General features: G+C 33.7%; 19 protein-coding genes. All 19 read left to right on the top strand.

Features of this window, described 5'->3' with window-relative positions; genetic code table 11:
- Positions 1–27 precede the first annotated feature (27 nt).
- The 19 genes from flhA (at position 28) to rseP (ending at position 18,432) form a co-directional block, all read left to right on the top strand.
- Complete coding sequence (flhA, locus tag BN2144_RS15860) at positions 28–2,064, top strand: flagellar biosynthesis protein FlhA (protein WP_033829208.1); 2,037 nt, start codon at positions 28–30, stop codon at positions 2,062–2,064.
- Entirely contained in the window at positions 2,061–3,245 is a 1,185-nt protein-coding gene (flhF, locus tag BN2144_RS15855; protein ID WP_033829207.1) for a flagellar biosynthesis GTPase FlhF, read from the top strand. The genes flhA and flhF overlap by 4 nt, the downstream gene beginning before the upstream one ends.
- The gene (locus BN2144_RS15850; RefSeq protein ID WP_033829206.1) at positions 3,242–4,102 is read left to right on the top strand and encodes a MinD/ParA family protein; all 861 of its coding nucleotides are present in this window, start codon (positions 3,242–3,244) and stop codon (positions 4,100–4,102) included. The genes flhF and BN2144_RS15850 overlap by 4 nt, the downstream gene beginning before the upstream one ends.
- Positions 4,103–4,111: 9 nt before the next feature.
- Positions 4,112–5,191: a protein-glutamate methylesterase/protein-glutamine glutaminase gene (locus tag BN2144_RS15845; RefSeq protein WP_033829205.1), complete on the top strand. Its 1,080-nt coding sequence runs from the start codon at positions 4,112–4,114 to the stop codon at positions 5,189–5,191.
- Positions 5,192–5,196: 5 nt separating this feature from the next.
- Positions 5,197–7,248: a chemotaxis protein CheA gene (locus BN2144_RS15840; RefSeq protein WP_033829204.1), complete on the top strand. Its 2,052-nt coding sequence runs from the start codon at positions 5,197–5,199 to the stop codon at positions 7,246–7,248.
- Between the two features lie 58 nt (positions 7,249–7,306).
- Complete coding sequence (locus BN2144_RS15835; protein ID WP_033829203.1) at positions 7,307–7,759, top strand: chemotaxis protein CheW; 453 nt, start codon at positions 7,307–7,309, stop codon at positions 7,757–7,759.
- A gap of 8 nt (positions 7,760–7,767) precedes the next feature.
- On the top strand, positions 7,768–8,409 hold the full coding sequence (locus tag BN2144_RS15830; protein WP_033829416.1) for a chemotaxis protein CheC: 642 nt from the start codon (positions 7,768–7,770) through the stop codon (positions 8,407–8,409).
- The gene (locus tag BN2144_RS15825) at positions 8,406–8,903 is read left to right on the top strand and encodes a chemotaxis protein CheD (protein WP_187367024.1); all 498 of its coding nucleotides are present in this window, start codon (positions 8,406–8,408) and stop codon (positions 8,901–8,903) included. The genes BN2144_RS15830 and BN2144_RS15825 overlap by 4 nt, the downstream gene beginning before the upstream one ends.
- Before the next feature lie 200 nt (positions 8,904–9,103).
- A complete protein-coding gene (locus BN2144_RS15820) occupies positions 9,104–9,853 on the top strand; it encodes a FliA/WhiG family RNA polymerase sigma factor (protein ID WP_033829414.1) in 750 nt (249 codons plus the stop codon).
- A 24-nt stretch (positions 9,854–9,877) separates the two neighbouring features.
- On the top strand, positions 9,878–10,183 hold the full coding sequence (locus BN2144_RS15815; protein WP_033829202.1) for a hypothetical protein: 306 nt from the start codon (positions 9,878–9,880) through the stop codon (positions 10,181–10,183).
- Between the two features lie 11 nt (positions 10,184–10,194).
- Positions 10,195–10,731: a helix-turn-helix domain-containing protein gene (locus tag BN2144_RS15810; protein ID WP_033829201.1), complete on the top strand. Its 537-nt coding sequence runs from the start codon at positions 10,195–10,197 to the stop codon at positions 10,729–10,731.
- A gap of 212 nt (positions 10,732–10,943) precedes the next feature.
- A complete protein-coding gene (gene rpsB / locus BN2144_RS15805; RefSeq protein ID WP_033829200.1) occupies positions 10,944–11,663 on the top strand; it encodes a 30S ribosomal protein S2 in 720 nt (239 codons plus the stop codon).
- A gap of 99 nt (positions 11,664–11,762) precedes the next feature.
- Positions 11,763–12,644, top strand: coding sequence for a translation elongation factor Ts (tsf, locus tag BN2144_RS15800; RefSeq protein ID WP_033829199.1), 882 nt, complete (start codon positions 11,763–11,765; stop codon positions 12,642–12,644).
- A 201-nt stretch (positions 12,645–12,845) separates the two neighbouring features.
- A complete protein-coding gene (gene pyrH, locus BN2144_RS15795) occupies positions 12,846–13,568 on the top strand; it encodes a UMP kinase (protein ID WP_033829198.1) in 723 nt (240 codons plus the stop codon).
- A 3-nt stretch (positions 13,569–13,571) separates the two neighbouring features.
- Complete coding sequence (frr, locus tag BN2144_RS15790) at positions 13,572–14,129, top strand: ribosome recycling factor (RefSeq protein WP_033829197.1); 558 nt, start codon at positions 13,572–13,574, stop codon at positions 14,127–14,129.
- Between the two features lie 222 nt (positions 14,130–14,351).
- Complete coding sequence (locus BN2144_RS15785) at positions 14,352–15,128, top strand: isoprenyl transferase (RefSeq protein ID WP_033829196.1); 777 nt, start codon at positions 14,352–14,354, stop codon at positions 15,126–15,128.
- Positions 15,129–15,141: 13 nt separating this feature from the next.
- Positions 15,142–15,942, top strand: coding sequence for a phosphatidate cytidylyltransferase (locus tag BN2144_RS15780; protein WP_033829195.1), 801 nt, complete (start codon positions 15,142–15,144; stop codon positions 15,940–15,942).
- A 48-nt stretch (positions 15,943–15,990) separates the two neighbouring features.
- Positions 15,991–17,145, top strand: a complete 1,155-nt coding sequence (dxr, locus tag BN2144_RS15775; protein WP_033829194.1) for a 1-deoxy-D-xylulose-5-phosphate reductoisomerase — start codon at positions 15,991–15,993, stop codon at positions 17,143–17,145.
- Positions 17,146–17,175: 30 nt separating this feature from the next.
- Positions 17,176–18,432, top strand: coding sequence for an RIP metalloprotease RseP (rseP, locus tag BN2144_RS15770; RefSeq protein ID WP_033829193.1), 1,257 nt, complete (start codon positions 17,176–17,178; stop codon positions 18,430–18,432).
- Positions 18,433–18,471: the final 39 nt, after the last annotated feature.

Raw genomic sequence — 18,471 nt, 5'->3', positions numbered from 1 at the left:
TACAGAAATTAGATTGGGGAGTAAGGAATGAAGATTAGAGATTTATCGGTTGTGTTTGGTGTCATACTTATTATTGTTATTCTCATAATTCCATTACCACCAGCGCTACTGAGCGTTCTTATTATCATTAATATTTCATTAGCTCTCCTTGTACTTCTCGGAACAATGAATATGCGTGAGGCACTAGATTTTTCAATTTTTCCTTCTCTCTTACTATTACTGACTCTATTTCGGTTAGGTTTGAATGTTTCCACAACACGATCGATCCTTTCAAAAGGTGATGCTGGGGGTGTTGTTGAAACATTCGGAACATTCGTTGTTGGCGGCGATGTACTTGTCGGTCTAGTAGTCTTTTTTATACTCGTAATTATTAACTTTCTTGTTATTACAAAAGGGGCAGAAAGGGTTGCAGAAGTTGCGGCACGGTTTACGTTAGATGCGATGCCAGGGAAACAAATGGCAATCGATGCTGATTTAAATGCTGGGATGATTTCTGAACAAGAAGCTAGAAAACGTCGTGAAAAAGTGTCACGAGAGTCAGATTTTTACGGTGCTATGGACGGGGCAAGTAAATTCGTAAAAGGTGACGCAATTGCTGGAATCATTATAGTAATGATTAACTTAATTTTTGGGATTATTATCGGCATGGTTAAAAATGGGATGTCTTTTGCTGATGCGGCGTCTCATTATTCCCTGTTAACTGTAGGTGATGGAATTGTAAGTCAATTGCCAGCTCTATTAATCTCAACAGCAACAGCTATTATCGTTACAAGGGCCGCATCAGATGGTAATCTCGGTTCTGATGTTATTACTCAATTATTTGCCTATCCTAAAATGTTATATGTTGCTGGTGGAACAATCATTTTACTTGGCTTATTTACTCCTATTCCTGATTTAGTTACATTACCGATTGGTGGATTATTAATTTTTGGTGGTTATCGAGTCAATAATATAGGAAAACGGGAAGAAATGGAAATAGTAGAAACAGAGGAACAAGTTGCTTCAGATGAAATGCGAAAATCGGAAAATGTTGTTCAACTTCTTGATATTGATCCAATTGAGTTCGAATTTGGCTATGGTTTAATACCATTAGCAGATGCAAACCAAGGTGGAGACCTATTAGATCGAGTTGTCATGATAAGACGGCAACTTGCCCTAGAGTTAGGATTAGTAATCCCTGTTGTTAGAATTAGAGATAATATTCAACTAGCTCCTAATGAATATCGGATAAAAATTAAAGGGCATGAAGTCGGTAAAGGGGATATCTATTTAGGACATTATTTAGCGATTAGTCCAGGAGTTGAAGAACCAACAATTACAGGTATCGATACCGTTGAACCAGCTTTTGGAATCCCAGCAAAATGGATAACGGAAGAAATGAAAACGAACGCCGAAATATCCGGATATACTGTTGTTGATCCACCTTCAGTTGTAAGTACTCATTTAACGGAAGTATTAAAAAATCATGCTCATGAGCTATTAGGAAGACAGGAAACAAAACAGTTAATAGACCATTTACAAGAAAGTTACCCAATTTTAGTTGAAGAAGTTACTCCAAACCCATTATCTGTTGGAGATATTCAAAAAGTATTAGGGAAATTATTAAAAGAGCGGGTTTCCATTCGAAATTTACCTATAATATTTGAGACTCTTGCTGATTTTTGTCCTGTAACAACGGATGCTGAAATATTGACTGAATATGTACGTCAAGCTTTAGCAAAGCAAATAACGAATCAATATAAAAATGATCATGAAGCATTAAAAGTAATTACTTTAAGTGGACAAATTGAAAAATTAATTGCTGACCATGTTCAACAAACGGAACACGGAAATTATTTAGCTCTAGATCCACAAACTTCCCAAGATATTTTGGAGGCAGTACGGATTCAAGTTGAACAATTGCAATTAACTAATCAAACGCCGATTATTCTTTGTTCACCGGCAATTCGGATGTACGTGCGTGAACTTACAGAACGATTTTTCCCCCAAGTTCCAATTCTTTCTTATAATGAATTGGATACAAATATAGAAGTTCAAAGTGTTGGAGTGGTGAATGTCAATTGAAAGTAAAAAAATATATTGCGCCTACAATGCCCGAAGCAATGAAACGAATCCGCAAAGATTTGGGGAAAGATGCAGTAATATTAAATTCAAAAGTTATTCATACAGGTGGTTTTCTCGGTTTATTTAGAAAAAAAAATATTGAAGTAATAGCTGCACTTGATAAAGAAAGCAATCAATTTAAAATAAAAGAGTTAGAAACAGATAAAGAAACGATACCATTTTTAGAAAACGAACAAGTTATTGAAACAGTCGGTAAAGAAGAGGTAAAAAAGTCAAAAATTAGTAGTAATAATCGTAGTGATACTATTATTTTAAAAGAAATTGAAGACTTGAAAATATTAATTAACCAATTACCAATAGATGGAAAGTTATTGGATGAACATATACCTTCACCTTATCAAAAATTATACAATAAGCTTCGAAAAAATAACGTTTCTCTAGATTTACTAAACGATATAAAAACAAAAGTACTTGAGCATTATTATTATCATCGTCGAAGAGTAAATGAAGAAGAGGCAAATGACTTCATCTATCAAGTGCTAGTCAATTATATTAAAAAATTACCTTTTGGTGGATTTACGCCACAAAAAAAATATATAACTGTCATTGGCCCAACAGGTGTTGGGAAAACAACAACTTTAGCGAAAATAGCTTCATATACAATGATTGAAAAACGAAAAAAAATTGGATTTATTACAACTGATACTTATCGAATTGCTGCAGTAGAACAATTAAAAACGTATGCGAAAATTCTAAATGCTCCAATTGAGGTTTGTTATAATTTGCATGATTTTAAATTTGCATTGGAAAAATTCAATGAATTCGATCATATTTTTATTGATACTGCAGGAAGGAATTTTAAAAATAGCAAGTACGTGGAAGAGTTAAAAGATACGATTGAGTTTAGTGAGGACAATATGGAATCATATTTAGTGTTTTCCCTTACTGCGAAGGAAAAAGATTTAGAAATAATTTATAACCAATTTTCCAACTTCCCAATTGATAAGCTTATTTTCACAAAATTAGATGAGACATCTCAATATGGTTCATTAATCAACTTGCCATATAAATTTCAAAAACCAATTTCTTATATTACTTATGGACAAGATGTACCAGATGATATTATTGAAGCAACACATGAGTTTGTCATTAATCAATTTGTAGAAAGAGGCATAAAATGAGTGACCAAGCTGAAAAACTACGGAATCGTATTAAAAGACAAATGAATGGAAATCCGTCTAAAACAATTGCAATAATTAGTGGGAAGGGAGGAGTTGGCAAGTCAAACTTTGCATTAAACTTTTCCATTTCCCTATCAAAACATCAAAAAAAAGTGTTATTATTTGATTTAGATATAGGCATGGGCAATATCGATCTTCTTCTAGGTAAAAGTGCTGAGAAAACAATTGCAAACTTTTTTACTGATGAATGCTCTTTAGATGAAATCATTCAAAAAACAGATTATATCGACTATATTGCAGGTGGTTTCGGTTTAAACCATGTCATTAAGCTCAGCGGGGGTCGTGTTGATAATTTACTTCTAGAGTTGGGGCATATTGTATACGAGTATGATTATTTAATATTTGATATTGGGGCAGGCATTACTGACGAACTAGTACAGTTGCTCTCAAGTATTGAAAATATTGTTGTCGTTGTTACCCCAGAGCCAACTTCTATTATGGATGCCTATTCGACAATGAAAATCATCTCTCTACATGTACCAACAGTGAAATTCTTTTTATTAGGTAACCGAATGAAGAACGAGAAAGAAAACAAACAAGTAATGAAGAGACTACAGACGGTAATGAACTCCTTTTTGAATAAGGATAGTGTGATTATTGGATTTTTACCAGAAGACTCATCTATTAGTTTAGCAGTAAAAAAACAAATACCATTCATTTTGTATAAACCAAATTCATTTGCTTCAAAACAGGTACAATTAATTACTTCCTTCTTTCTTACGGCAAATACATTTATTTCAATCGAGAATGAGAGGAATTTTATCGAGAAGTTAAAACATTTTCTAATAAGAAAGTAGGTAATAAGCATGAATCCGATCAAAGTTCTTGTTGTAGATGATTCTGCCTTTATGCGGGCTCTTATTAAAGATTTATTATCAGATGATGAGAGGATTCAAGTAATAGGGGTTGCCCGAAATGGATTAGATGCGATAGAAAAAGTGAAAGTATTAAAACCTGACGTTGTTACAATGGATGTTGAAATGCCAATAATGGATGGGATTGAAGCATTAAAACGAATTATGAAAGAGACTCCTTTACCAGTTATTATGTTATCAAGCACAACAATTGAGGGTGCAAAGAACACGATGCTGGCGATGGAATATGGTGCTTTTGATTTTATTGCTAAGCCGAGTGGGTCTATTTCACTAGATTTATACAAAGTGAAGGATGAGTTAATTAGTAGAATTCTAGAAGCTAAAAGTGTCAACATGACACAGCTTACTCTTATGAATCAAAGTCACATAGAAAAAAAAGCTCCTCTAGCGAATAGTTTTAATGCATCACAAGCAACGAATCAATATAAATCTAATAAAACATTAGTCCTTTTAGGTACATCAACTGGAGGACCTAGGGCATTGGAACGAGTTTTAACTAGATTACCTAAGGATTTAGCAGCCCCTGTCCTTGTTGTACAACATATGCCAAAAGGTTTTACTAAATCTTTAGCTGAGCGGCTTAATTCACTCTGTGCCATACATGTAAAAGAAGCAAGTAATGGTGAAATTTTACAAAATGGTTGTGCGTATATTGCACCAGGTGGAAAGCATCTGGAACTTAGAAAAGTCGGTAAAGCAATCGTAACAGAATTAAGTACAGCACCTCCTGTTAAAGGTCACCGTCCTAGTGTGGACTATTTATTTATTTCTGCTAGCAAACTAGGAGACTATAAAAAAGTAGTTGCTATCATGACAGGGATGGGTTCTGATGGTACGGAAGGATTGAAACGATTAAAACAATCAAAGGACATTTTCGCAATTGCAGAATCAGAAAAAACAGCGATTATTTTCGGTATGCCGAATTCAGCAATTCAAGCTGGGTGTGTTGATGTAATTGTAGACTTAGATCAAATCGCAAATCAAATTACAAAAAAAGTTAATGAGGGATGAGCACGATGGAAATGAGTCAATATATGGAAGTTTTTATAGAAGAAAGTAGAGAGCACTTACAAAGTTTAAATGATAATCTATTGAAACTTGAAGAAAATCCCGAAAACATGGAACTTGTTAATGATATTTTTCGATCCGCTCATACGTTAAAAGGTATGTCTGCTACAATGGGATTTGAAGATATGGCAAATTTAACCCATCAAATGGAAAATGTTCTTGATGGTGTTAGAAATGGAAAATTTACATTCACTTCAGACTTACTCGATATTATTTTCTTAGCGACAGATCATTTAGAAAATATGGTTAGCTCAATCGCATCTGGTGGTGAAGGTAAAGAAGATGTAAGTGATGCAATCCAAAAATTGAAGTTAATTGAAACAGGAGCATTTTCTGAAACTTCAGCAACAATTCAAATGGATAGTGAGCAAAAGGTCGAAATACAAAAAGAGAAGCTACAGTATGACCAATTTGAGATTACTGTTTTAGAACAAGCGAGAGAACAGGGATTTGAAGTTTTTGAAGTCTCCGTTTTTATACGACCGGATTGTTTACTTAAAGCAGCAAGAGTTTTTATGGTATTTGATGTGCTTGAGAAAATTGGTGATGTTATTAAATCCATTCCGAGCGTTGAGCAGCTGGAAGAAGAACAATTTGAAAATGAATTTACAGTGACTATAGTGACTCATGATTCTGTAGAAGACATTAAAAATAAAATAATGAAAGTGTCCGAAATAGATAAAGTTGTAGTGAATAAGATTCATGTTAAAGAGTTGAATCATATAAAAGACCAACCATCTTTAACAGAAGATCATAATAAACAAGAAGAAAAATTAGAAAGCTCTAAAACAGTACCAAATAAAATCGATAAAAAAGAAACTGTGAAGGATGCTAATAAAAAAGTTTCCTTATCTAATAAAACAATTCGTGTGAATATCGAACGACTTGATGCTTTAATGAATTTATTTGAAGAGCTTGTCATCGACCGTGGTCGATTAGACCAAATTGCAAAAGAACTAAATCATCAAGAATTAACGGAAACGGTTGAAAAAATGTCACGTATTACGAATGATCTACAATCGGTTGTTTTAACAATGCGAATGGTTCCTGTCGAAGCTGTTTTCAATCGATTTCCTAAAATGGTACGTGGTTTAAGTAGGGATCTTGGCAAGAAAATTCATTTACAAATTACTGGTGAAGAAACTGAGTTAGATCGGACAGTTATCGATGAAATTGGTGACCCGTTAGTACATTTATTAAGAAACTCAGTAGATCACGGAATTGAATTACCTAGTGAAAGGGTAAAAAAAGGAAAATCTGAAGAGGGAACAATCGAACTAAAAGCTTATCATAGCGGCAACCATGTTTTTATTGAAATTACAGATGATGGCGCAGGAATTAACCGGGAAAAAGTAGCTAAGAAGGCGGTCTCTAAAGGTTTAATTACGGAAGAACAAAAAGATCAACTAACGGATAAAGAAATTTTTAATTTAATCTTATCTTCAGGATTTTCAACGGCGGACCATGTATCTGATATCTCAGGACGAGGTGTAGGATTAGATGTTGTAAAAAATACGATAGAGTCTTTAGGAGGATCGATTTCGGTTCATTCTGAAGAAGGTGTAGGTACGCAATTTTTAATTCAATTACCACTTACATTATCAATAATTTCAGTCATGCTTGTTGAGGTTCAGAAAGAAAAATATGCTATTCCGTTAACTTCAATAATTGAAACGGCCATCTTCAAAAGGTCAGATATTTACTATGCACATGAGCAACCAGTTATTGATTTTCGTGGTAAAGTTGTGCCTATCTTATATTTACAGAAAATATTCGATATTCCCGAAGTACAAGAAGGCAATGAATATATCTCCACTGTCATCATCCGTAAAGGAGAGAAAATGGCTGGTGTAGTTGTTGATTCCTTTATTGGTCAAGAAGAAATTGTATTAAAATCATTAGGAAATTATTTAACAAATGTTTTTGCCATCTCTGGTGCAACCATTTTAGGTGATGGACAAGTAGCACTAATTGTTGATTGTAATGCATTAATTAAATAGTTACAACATTGTACGGGAATTATAAACCAGTATATGGATAGGTGAAAGGAAGGTTATCATGACAGTCGAGGATAAAGTTCTTCAAGAACAAAAAGTCGTTGTCTTTTCGTTAAATGAAAAAGAATATGCGATTGATGTACAACATATTGTTGCAATTGAAAAGATGCTCCATATTACGAGAGTACCGCATGTCCCCAAATTCATTAAAGGTGTTATTAATTTACGTGGGGTTATTATCCCCATTATCGATTTACGAATTCGCTTTGGAGTAGAAGAAGCGAATTATAATCAAAACACCCGAATTATTATTGTTTCTTTAGCAGATAAAGAAGTAGGTTTAATTGTTGATGAAGCAAATGATGTAATGAATATTCAAATTGATGAAATAGAATCGCAACCTGATGTGATTGGTACAGAAAAGCAAAATTATATTACTGGTGTTGTTAAACAAAATAATCGATTACTAATTTTATTGAAGCTTGATAAAATATTAAATCTTCAAGAGGTTTGATCGTAAAAATGGATAAAATAAACTTCTTAAATACAATTCAATTAGATATTTTAAGAGAAATAGGGAATATTGGTGCAGGAAATGCTGCTACAGCTTTATCTGAATTATTAAATAAAAAGATAGAGATGAACGTGCCTAGAGTCCAAGTTGTTTCATTTGATGAAATGATGGAATTAGTCGGTGGACCCGATGAAGTTGTTGCAGCTGTATTTTTGCAGATTGATGGAGATTTAACTGGGAATATGTTCTTTCTCCTACCAGTAAAAAAAGCGACAATATTTATTCAACAATTAACGGGAATGATGGATTTTTCTTTTGATAATCCATCTATTCCTGAAATAGCATTATCTGCTTTTCAAGAGATGGGGAATATTTTAGCAGGGTCATATTTATCTGCCCTGTCAGATTTTTTGCAGATGAAACTCCTACCGTCTGTTCCAGCTGTTGGTATCGATATGTTTGGTGCAATCATTAGTTTCGGATTAATTGAAATTTCCCAAGTTAGTGATTATGCAATTGTTATTGATACGGAAGTAAAAGACCCCTACACGAAAAATGATACCGAGACGTTTAAGGGGCATTTCTTCCTCCTACCTGACCCTGACTCGTTTGCTAAATTATTTAAAAAGCTTGGGGTTGAAGTGGAATGATTCAAGAGTCGGTCGTAGTAAAAGTCGGGATTGCAGATATGAATATCGTAAAATCGCCAAACACCATTCGTACCTCTGGACTGGGCTCCTGTGTCGGCGTCATACTGTATCAACCTTTAAAAAAAATCGCGGGATTAGCACATATTATGCTACCTGATTCCGCCTTAGCAAGAAGTGAAACGATTCATAAGGCAAAGTACGCAGATACAGCTATTGAATCATTAATTCAAATGTTAAATACAGCAGGCGTGGAAAAGAACCTATTAAAAGCAAAAATTGCTGGAGGCGCAGAAATGTTTAAGTTTACTACAAAAAGCGACATGATGCGAATTGGTCCAAGGAATGTGGAAGCAGTAAAGAAAGAACTTCAGCGATTTTCTATTCCCCTTATTGCAGAAGATGTAGGTGGTTCAAGTGGAAGAACGATAGAATTTATACCAGAAACTGGGAAATTAATGATACGTACGGTTAATCAATCTGTTAAAGAAATTTAACTTTATTAGCAGAAGCCTTCCTTCAGGTAAGCGGAGGATGAATGCATAGTAATTAAACTAAACAATTCAGCGGGAATCTGATTACATCATACATATGTTCACATCGATTAGAGTTTGATTGTATGTATGACGATTATTTGATAGGAGGGTTAATATTGTCTTTAACAGTCAACCCTAATAAAAAAGAACGGTCGAATGAAATTGAATCTAAAGATTCACTATTTTATCAATGGTGGCAGTTTCGTGAGGATATAGTAGGAAACCAACTAGTAGAAAGATATACCCCACTTGTACACATTATTGTAGAGAAAATATATAAAAATGTTCCAAAGTCTGTGTTGAAAGATGATTTGATTAGTTTAGGCTTTTCGGGTTTATACGAGGCGTTAGAAAAATATGATCCATCAAGGGAATTGAAATTTGAAACTTATGCATCGTTTCGAATTCGGGGTGCAATTTTAGATGGACTAAGGAAAGAAGATTGGTTACCGCGAAAAACTAGAGAAAAAATGAAGAAACTTGATCAAATCATATTGACTCTAGAACAAAAATATTTGCGTAATGTCACACCAGAGGAAATTGCAGAAGAAACAAATCTACCACTAGATGAAGTTAATTCCCTACTAGGTGAGAGTTATCTTGCTAACATACTATCAATTGATGATCATACGAATCAAAAAGCAGAAGCGCAAGAACCACAATCCTTTGTATTACGAGATGAAAAAGTAAAAACACCAGAGGAAAGTTTATTATATTCAGAAAAGATAAAAGAACTTCAGGAGGCAATTGCAAAGTTGTCTCGTAATGAGCAACTTGTGCTAAACTTATTTTATAAGGAAGATTTAACTTTCACTGAAATCGGGCATATATTAGAACGATCTACATCAAGAATCTCACAAATTCATTCAAAAGCAATTCAAAAGCTAAAAGATTATTTGACAAATGAATAATCAGTAAAAAAGGCGGGAGTCCAAATGAGTTTAAAAGCTGTTGAAATGCAAATTGCCATTCCACGAACAATCGATGCCGGAAAATTGCAAAGTGAATTTCATGACCGTCCGCAAGTAATGAATGCACAGGCAAGTCTCACAGTTCAGAAAGAAATAGAGAAAAATAGAAAAACTGTAACAGAAAATGATGGACTATACCATACTGAATGGAAAATGGACAGCTCCAACCCACAATCACAGGAGTTAGCTAAAAATGAAGAAATTGAAAATAAATGTGATGAAAATAGTTACCATCCTTTTAAAGGTCACTTTATAGACTATCAAGGATAAGGAGTATAAAATTGGGTATTTTATTAGTTTTTACTTTAATCATATCTTTACTTTCCTTATTTACTGTTATCATTTTATTTATTCGTCAAAATCGACTTTTTAGTTTAGAACAAAAGTATAATCAATTACAAAATGATTTAGAAGAAAGTATAACTTCATTTTTAATTGAAATAAGGGAAGAGAACGATACGTTTCTAAAAAACTTAGAACTAATGCAACTAAATAAATTAAATGAAGCTAAACTCGATGTTAATGAACAAATAAATAACGATAATCGGGATCAATCCATACAGGATATACATTTAGAAATTGAAAATTTGCCAAACTATGACGGTTTGAAAGAATATAAAACGATTACTAACCAAGTTCATAACGAAACCAACGTACCTATAAAAGACGTGAAAAATGAGTATGATGAGGAAATAAATGAAATTAAACGATTACTAGATGATGGTTATTCGATTGAGGAAATCGCAAAGTCCTTAAATAAAGGAAAAACGGAAGTAGAGCTAATAATAAAGTTCTCTCCTAGTCTTCAAAAGGAATAATAAAATTCATATGAACAAATAATGATATGTAAAAGTATAAATGACAAAATTTCTTTTATTCATTAGCTTGCTTGATTAAAATTGTTATGATATATTATTTACTGGTGTGAATACACACGTTCATGGATTTAAACAGTGGTGCTGATAAACCAGTCCTGTTTAAAGAAGAAGTGAACGGAGGAGAATACAAAACCACTTAGGAGGAAATTATAATGTCAGTATTATCAATGAAGCAATTGCTTGAAGCTGGTGTACACTTTGGACACCAAACTCGTCGTTGGAACCCTAAAATGAAGAAATATATTTTCCAAGAAAGAAACGGAATTTATATTATTGATCTTCAAAAAACTGTAAAAAAAGTAGAAGAAGCCTATAACTTCATTAAAGAAGTTGCTGGTGACGGCGGTAAAATTCTATTTGTTGGTACAAAAAAACAAGCACAAGAATCTGTAAAAGAAGAAGCAGAACGTGTAGGTATGTACTATGTTAATCACCGTTGGTTAGGTGGAACATTAACAAACTTTGAAACAATCCAAAAACGGATTCAACGTTTGAAAAACCTTGAAAAAATGGCTGAAGACGGTACATTCGATGTACTTCCTAAAAAAGAAGTAGGTCAATTAAAGAAAGAACAAGAAAAATTAGAAAAATTCCTTGGTGGAATTAAAGATATGAAAGTATTACCTGATGCATTGTTCGTCATTGACCCACGCAAAGAACGTATTGCTGTTCAAGAAGCACGTAAATTAAACATTCCAATCGTTGGTATTGTTGATACAAACTGCGATCCTGATGAAATTGATTACGTGATTCCAGCAAATGATGATGCAATCCGTGCTGTTAAACTATTAACTGGTAAAATGGCAGATGCTATCATGGAAGCTAAACAAGGTGAAGAAGAAGCAGTTGTTGAAGTAGCACCTGCTGAGTAAGGGATGAACGATTAAGGTGATAAGAGGGAAAGCCCTTATCACCTTTTTTTCAGAAAAAATAGGAATACATAATAATTTTTTTCTAAGGAGGAAAATCCAATGGCAATAACTGCTCAAATGGTAAAAGAATTACGTGAAAAAACTGGTGCAGGAATGATGGACTGCAAAAAGGCATTAACTGAAACAGATGGTGATATGGAAAAAGCAATCGACCTTCTTCGTGAAAAGGGTATTGCAAAAGCAGCAAAAAAAGCTGACCGTATTGCAGCTGAAGGGATTACATCTATATTAACTGAAGGAAATCAAGCAGTAATCTTAGAAGTGAATGCTGAAACAGACTTCGTTGCAAAAAACGAACAATTTTTAAACTTAGTACAAGATATTGCGAAACAATTATTAAACAGCAAGCCAGAAACTGTTGAGGAAGCATTAGAACAAAAAATGCCAAACGGTGAATCTTTAAGTGAATTTATTAATTCCGCAGTTGCAAAAATCGGTGAAAAAATCAATTTACGGCGTTTTTCTATCCTTTCAAAAGGTGACCAAGATGTTTTTGGTGCCTACCAACATTTAGGTGGACGTATTTCGGTTCTAACTGTACTTGAAGGAACAACAGATGAGTCTATTGCAAAAGATGTTGCCATGCATGCAGCTGCATTAAATCCTAAATATGTAAGTCGTGAACAAGTTCCAGCTGAAGAAGTTGAACATGAAAAAGAAGTCTTAAAACAACAAGCATTAAATGAAGGTAAACCAGAAAATATCGTAGAAAAAATGGTTATTGGCCGTTTAAATAAATTTTATGGAGATATTTGTCTTTTAGAACAAGATTTTGTTAAGAATCCTGATGTTAAAGTTGGTCAGTTTGTAAAATCTAATAACGCAACTGTAAAAGAATTAGTTCGTTACGAAGTTGGCGAAGGACTAGAAAAACGTCAAGAAAACTTTGCTGAAGAAGTAATGAATCAAATGAAGAAATAAGTAATTATGGAAAGGTTGACTTTGTAAAGGATTTTTTCTATCCTGCTGCATGTCAACCTTTTTAAAGAAGAGCTAATATATAGTCACATTTATTTAAAATAAGTACGAAAAGAATAATGTTCATAACTTTAAAATTATTATATTTTATATATTCGTAATAGTTAGCCGTGGCTAAATAAAATCTACATAGCGGGGGTCTATATGACAAATCCAAAGTATAAACGTGTAGTTCTTAAATTGAGTGGTGAAGCGTTAGCTGGTGAGGTAGGATTTGGAATTAATCCTACGATTATTAAATCTGTAGCTAATCAAGTGAAAGAAGTTGCTGAATTAGGAGTAGAAGTGGCTGTAGTTGTTGGGGGCGGCAATATTTGGCGTGGAAAAATAGGTAGTGAGATGGGAATGGATCGTGCAACTGCTGACTATATGGGAATGCTTGCAACAGTGATGAATTCTTTAGCACTACAAGATAGTTTGGAACAACTTGGAATTGAAACTAGGGTACAAACATCAATTGACATGCGTCAAGTTGCGGAGCCATATATTCGTAGACGTGCAATTCGTCACTTGGAGAAGAAACGAGTTGTTATTTTTGCAGCAGGTACGGGTAACCCATACTTTTCAACCGATACTACAGCGGCTTTAAGAGCTGCAGAGATTGAAGCGGAAGTAATTTTAATGGCCAAAAATAATGTTGATGGAGTATACTCTGCTGACCCGTTAAAGGATGAGAATGCAACGAAGTATACAGAACTTTCTTATTTAGATGTCATAAAAAATGGATTACAAGTAATGGATTCCACAGCTTCATCGTTATGTATGGACAATGATATTCCACTTATAGTATTCTCAATTATGGAAGAAGGAAATATTAAACGTGTCATATTAGGTGAAAATATTGGAACCATTGTGAGGGGGAAATAATTTATGGCTAACCAAGTAATCAATGATGCCAAAGATCGAATGACTAAAGCTATAGGAGCCTATACAAGAGAGCTTGCATCTATTCGAGCTGGACGTGCCAATGCTTCTTTACTCGATAAAATTGTTGTTGAATATTACGGTGCACCTACTCCAATTAATCAATTAGCATCCATTTCAGTTCCTGAAGCACGGATGTTAGTGATTCAACCGTATGATAAGTCAATTGTTAGTGAAATTGAAAGAGCAATAATGAAATCGGATTTAGGACTAAATCCGACTAGTGACGGCTCTTTAATTAGAATTATGATTCCTGCTTTGACAGAAGAAAGACGTAAAGAATTGGTTAAAGTTGTAAGAAAAGAGTCAGAAGAAGCTAAAATCGCTATAAGAAATATCCGTCGGGATGTAAATGATGACTTGAAGAAACAAGAAAAAAACAAGGAAATAACTGAAGATGAACTAAGAGGTTATACAGACGACGTTCAAAAACTAACTGATGAGTATATCGCTAAAATTGACCAGTTAACAAAAGAAAAAGAAAAAGAAATTCTAGAAGTCTAATCGGAAAATTGACGCGAATTTTATGATTTCACATGAAACCCCGAATCTGGGGTTTTTTCTTTATCCATTTTCTTATATAATAAGATAGATATGGTATTTTGGAAAATATTAGCTGACCTAAACGTGGAATGTTCCGTTACTAATAACAACAAGAATTCATTTTATTAATGATGATTTGATTGACCTAATCAATTCTCTATCGAGGAAAATGGAGGATGTATCATGTTTTATAAAAAACTTTTTAATAAACAAACACCTATACCGGAAACTTTAGCAGATCGAATTAAAGATGTGCAAAGTCATGAGATTCCTAGTCATGTTGCTATTATCATGGATGGGAATGGGCGATGGGCAAAAAGTCGTGCATTACCACGTGTTGCCGGCCACCATGAAGGGATGAAAGTAGTACGTAAAGTTGCGATATTAGCAAACAATATAGGTGTAAAAGTTTTAACTTTGTTTGCATTTTCAACCGAAAATTGGAAGCGTCCAAAAACTGAAGTTGATTACTTAATGAAACTCCCTGCAGAATTTTTGGATATATATTTACCTGAACTGATTGAAAATAATGTACGTGTTCAAATTATTGGTGATCGTAATAAAATACCGACCCATACTTTACGTGTTGTTGAACAAGCAGTGGAAGATACAAAAAATAATACAGGGATGGTATTAAATTTTGCGTTAAACTATGGAAGTCGGACTGAAATTATTACAGCAATAAAAAACATCGTACAAGATCACGATGAAGGGAAAGTTCAAGTAAACGATATTACGGAGGAGTTATTATCAAGTTATTTAATGACGAAGGGAATAAATGACCCTGATTTGTTAATACGTACGAGTGGTGAAATTCGGCTCAGTAATTTTATGTTATGGCAATTAGCATACACGGAACTTTGGTTTACTGATTGCTTATGGCCAGATTTTAAGGAAGATCAATTCTTAGATGCGATTGAGCAATATCAAAAACGTTCCCGTCGATTTGGCGGAATATAAGGTGAGGTAAAAAATGAGTCAAAGAATAATTACAGCAATAATCGCTGCATTAATTTTTATACCTATCGTATTTATTGGTGGTATACCTTTCATAATTTTAATCTATATGATGGCTACATTATGTTTATTTGAAATTTTCCGTATGAAAAAAATTAAATTTAATTCTTTTGCCGGAATTATTTCAACTATTTTATTATGGGTTTTCTTACTACCTACAAATGATGTTTATTTTTTTAATGGAATTGAACTAGATGCTAAAATAGCCCTATTCTTTTTCGGTGTGTTACTATTCCTTTGTTATTCATTTGTTAGTAAAAATAGTTTCAGCTTTGACACGATTGGATTTTGTGTTCTTGCAATTTTATACATAGGAATTGGATTTTACTATATAATTGAAACAAGGAATATTGGTGGAGTATTATTATTCTTTTTTGCATTATTTTTAATTTGGGCGACAGACTCTGGAGCATATTTTGTCGGACGGGCTGTTGGTAAAAGAAAACTCGCTCCTCATATTAGCCCGAATAAAACGATTGAAGGCTCTATTGGAGGCATTGTTAGTGCAGTTGTCGTTGCTTTATTATTTTATTTTCTAAGTGATATTCAAGAAAGTTTCGAGTTTGTTGAAATTTTAATTACCTCGATTGTTTTATCTATCTTTGGACAATTCGGTGATTTAGTTGAATCTGGCTTGAAACGTTTTTATAATGTTAAAGATTCAGGGAAAATCTTACCGGGGCACGGTGGTATGCTGGATCGAGTAGATAGTTGGTTGTTTGTGATGCCACTGTTAAATTTTTTACAATTATTGTAAGTCGAAAAGTTATTGTATATTTAACACAAACATAGAGGTGAACTTTCCTTGAAATGTATAAGTTTATTAGGTGCAACAGGTTCAATTGGTAAACAAACTTTAGATGTTATTCGTTCAAACAAACATGAGTTTCAACTTGTTGCAATAGCAGTTGGTAAAAACATTGATTCAACAAGAGATATTATAAAAGAATTTAAACCTAAATTCGTATCCGTTCATAGTAAAGAAGATGCAGTTACTTTAAAAAATGAATTTCCATATATACATACTACTTATGGGGATGAAGGGTTAATAGAAGTTGCTACATATCCAGATGCTCACATTTTAGTCAATGCCATTTTAGGCAGTATTGGGTTAGTGCCTACATTAAATGCAATTAAATCCGGAAAAACAATCGCACTCGCAAATAAAGAAACACTTGTAACTGCTGGGCATTTAGTAATGGAAGAGGCACAAAAGAAGAACGTCTCTATTATACCTGTCGATAGTGAACATTCCGCAATTTTTCAATGTATACATGGGGAGCAAGCAAAGGATCTCGAAAGACTGATTATTACAGCTTCAGGCGGAAGTTTTCGCCATCTCAATAGAGAAGAATTACAACATGTTACGATTGAAGATGCCTTAAATCATCCGAATTGGTCAATGGGAGCAAAAATTACAATTGATTCTGCAACGATGATGAATAAAGGACTGGAGGTAATTGAAGCACATTGGTTATTTAATCAGCCATATGATAAAATCGATGTACTTCTCCATTATGAAAGCACGGTTCATTCGATGGTTGAGTTTCATGATGGTAGTATAATTGCACATTTAGGAACACCCGATATGCGCATCCCCATTCAATATGCTCTAACGTATCCGAATCGCTTTCAAACAAAGGCACCACGATTAAGATTAGAAGAAATAGGAACACTACATTTTAGTAAGATGGATTTTGAACGTTTCCGATGCTTACAGTTTGCTTACGAGGCTGGTAGGATTGGGGGAACACTACCTGTTGTATTAAATGCTGCGAATGAGGTTTGTGTCCATGCATTCTTAAACAGAAAAATTAATTTTTTACAAATTGAGGATTATGTTTTATGGGCATTAGAAAACCATGAGGTAATTACAAATCCTGATTTGGACACAATTCTTGCTGTTGATGAAGAAACGAGAAGCAAAGTAGAACAATACATTCATCAATCGCAAATATAATATATCTAATTACAAAGGGTGGTATGATAAGTGAGTACACTTTCAACAGTACTAGCTTTTATTTTGTTATTTGGTGCGCTTGTATTTTTTCACGAATTAGGTCATTTTATTTTTGCAAAGCGTTCGGGTATCTTATGTCGCGAATTTGCAATCGGATTTGGACCAAAGATTTTTGCTTATAAAAAGAATGAAACTGTTTATACAATTCGATTACTGCCTTTAGGGGGATATGTGAGAATGGCAGGAGAGGACCCAGAGCTTATTGATTTAAAACCTGGGTTGCGAGTTGGACTAATTTTAGACGAAAATGAAGTTGTTCAAAAAATCATTATCAATCGTAAGGATAAATATCCAGACGCACGAATGATTGAAATCGAGCAAGCGGATATTGAAAAGGATTTATTTATTCGAGGCTTTGAAGAAGGCGATGAAGAAATTTCCCGTATATTTAAGATTGATGAGAAGGCAGTCTTAGTTGAAAATGGTATTGAGTCACAAATTGCACCTATAGAACGGCAATTTTCTTCAAAATCTTTATTAGCACGTACGCTTACCATTTTTGCTGGTCCTCTTTTTAATTTTATTTTAGCAATTATTGTTTTTATATTAATTGGTGTTGTTCAAGGTGTACCGACAAACGAACCAATGCTAGGTCAAATTACAAAAGATGGGTCCGCGATGAATGCGGGATTAAAAGAAGGAGATTATATTCACTCCATTGATGGAGCAGAAGTATCAACATGGATTGATATTGTTGAAATTATTCAAAAAAATCCGGATAAAACATTAACTTTCCATATCGAAAGAAATCAAAAAATATTAGATATTGATGTAACTCCGAAAAATATCGATGGAGAAGGAAAAATTGGTGTATACCAACCAATGGATCAATCAATTGGTGGTGCGTTTGCTTATGGATTTACAGAAACATGGTTTTGGACAAAACAAATATTTATTATTCTTGGTGATTTAGTTTCAGGTGGATTTACAATAGATGCCTTTTCCGGACCTGTTGGGATTTATGCATCTACTGAAGCGGTAGCCCAATCTGGAATTTTCAACTTATTACGGTGGGGTGCTTTATTAAGTATAAACCTTGGAATTATGAATTTATTACCAATCCCTGCACTAGATGGGGGAAGGTTATTATTCTTTGGTATTGAGGCATTACGAGGTAAACCGATTGATAAGAATAAAGAGGGGTTCGTTCACTTTATCGGTTTTGCATTATTAATGATTTTAATGTTAGTCGTAACTTGGAATGATATTCAAAGATTTTTCTTATAATTTTTTTAAAATAATAATCTAAATTTACTGAGGTGCAAG

Origin of the sequence: Bacillus andreraoultii, from assembly GCF_001244735.1 — a bacterium.
In the GTDB taxonomy this organism is placed as follows: Bacteria; Bacillota; Bacilli; order Bacillales; family Caldibacillaceae; genus Caldifermentibacillus; species Caldifermentibacillus andreraoultii.
Note: the sequence above shows the minus strand (reverse complement) of the source record. Positions and strands in the feature narration are given on the sequence as shown.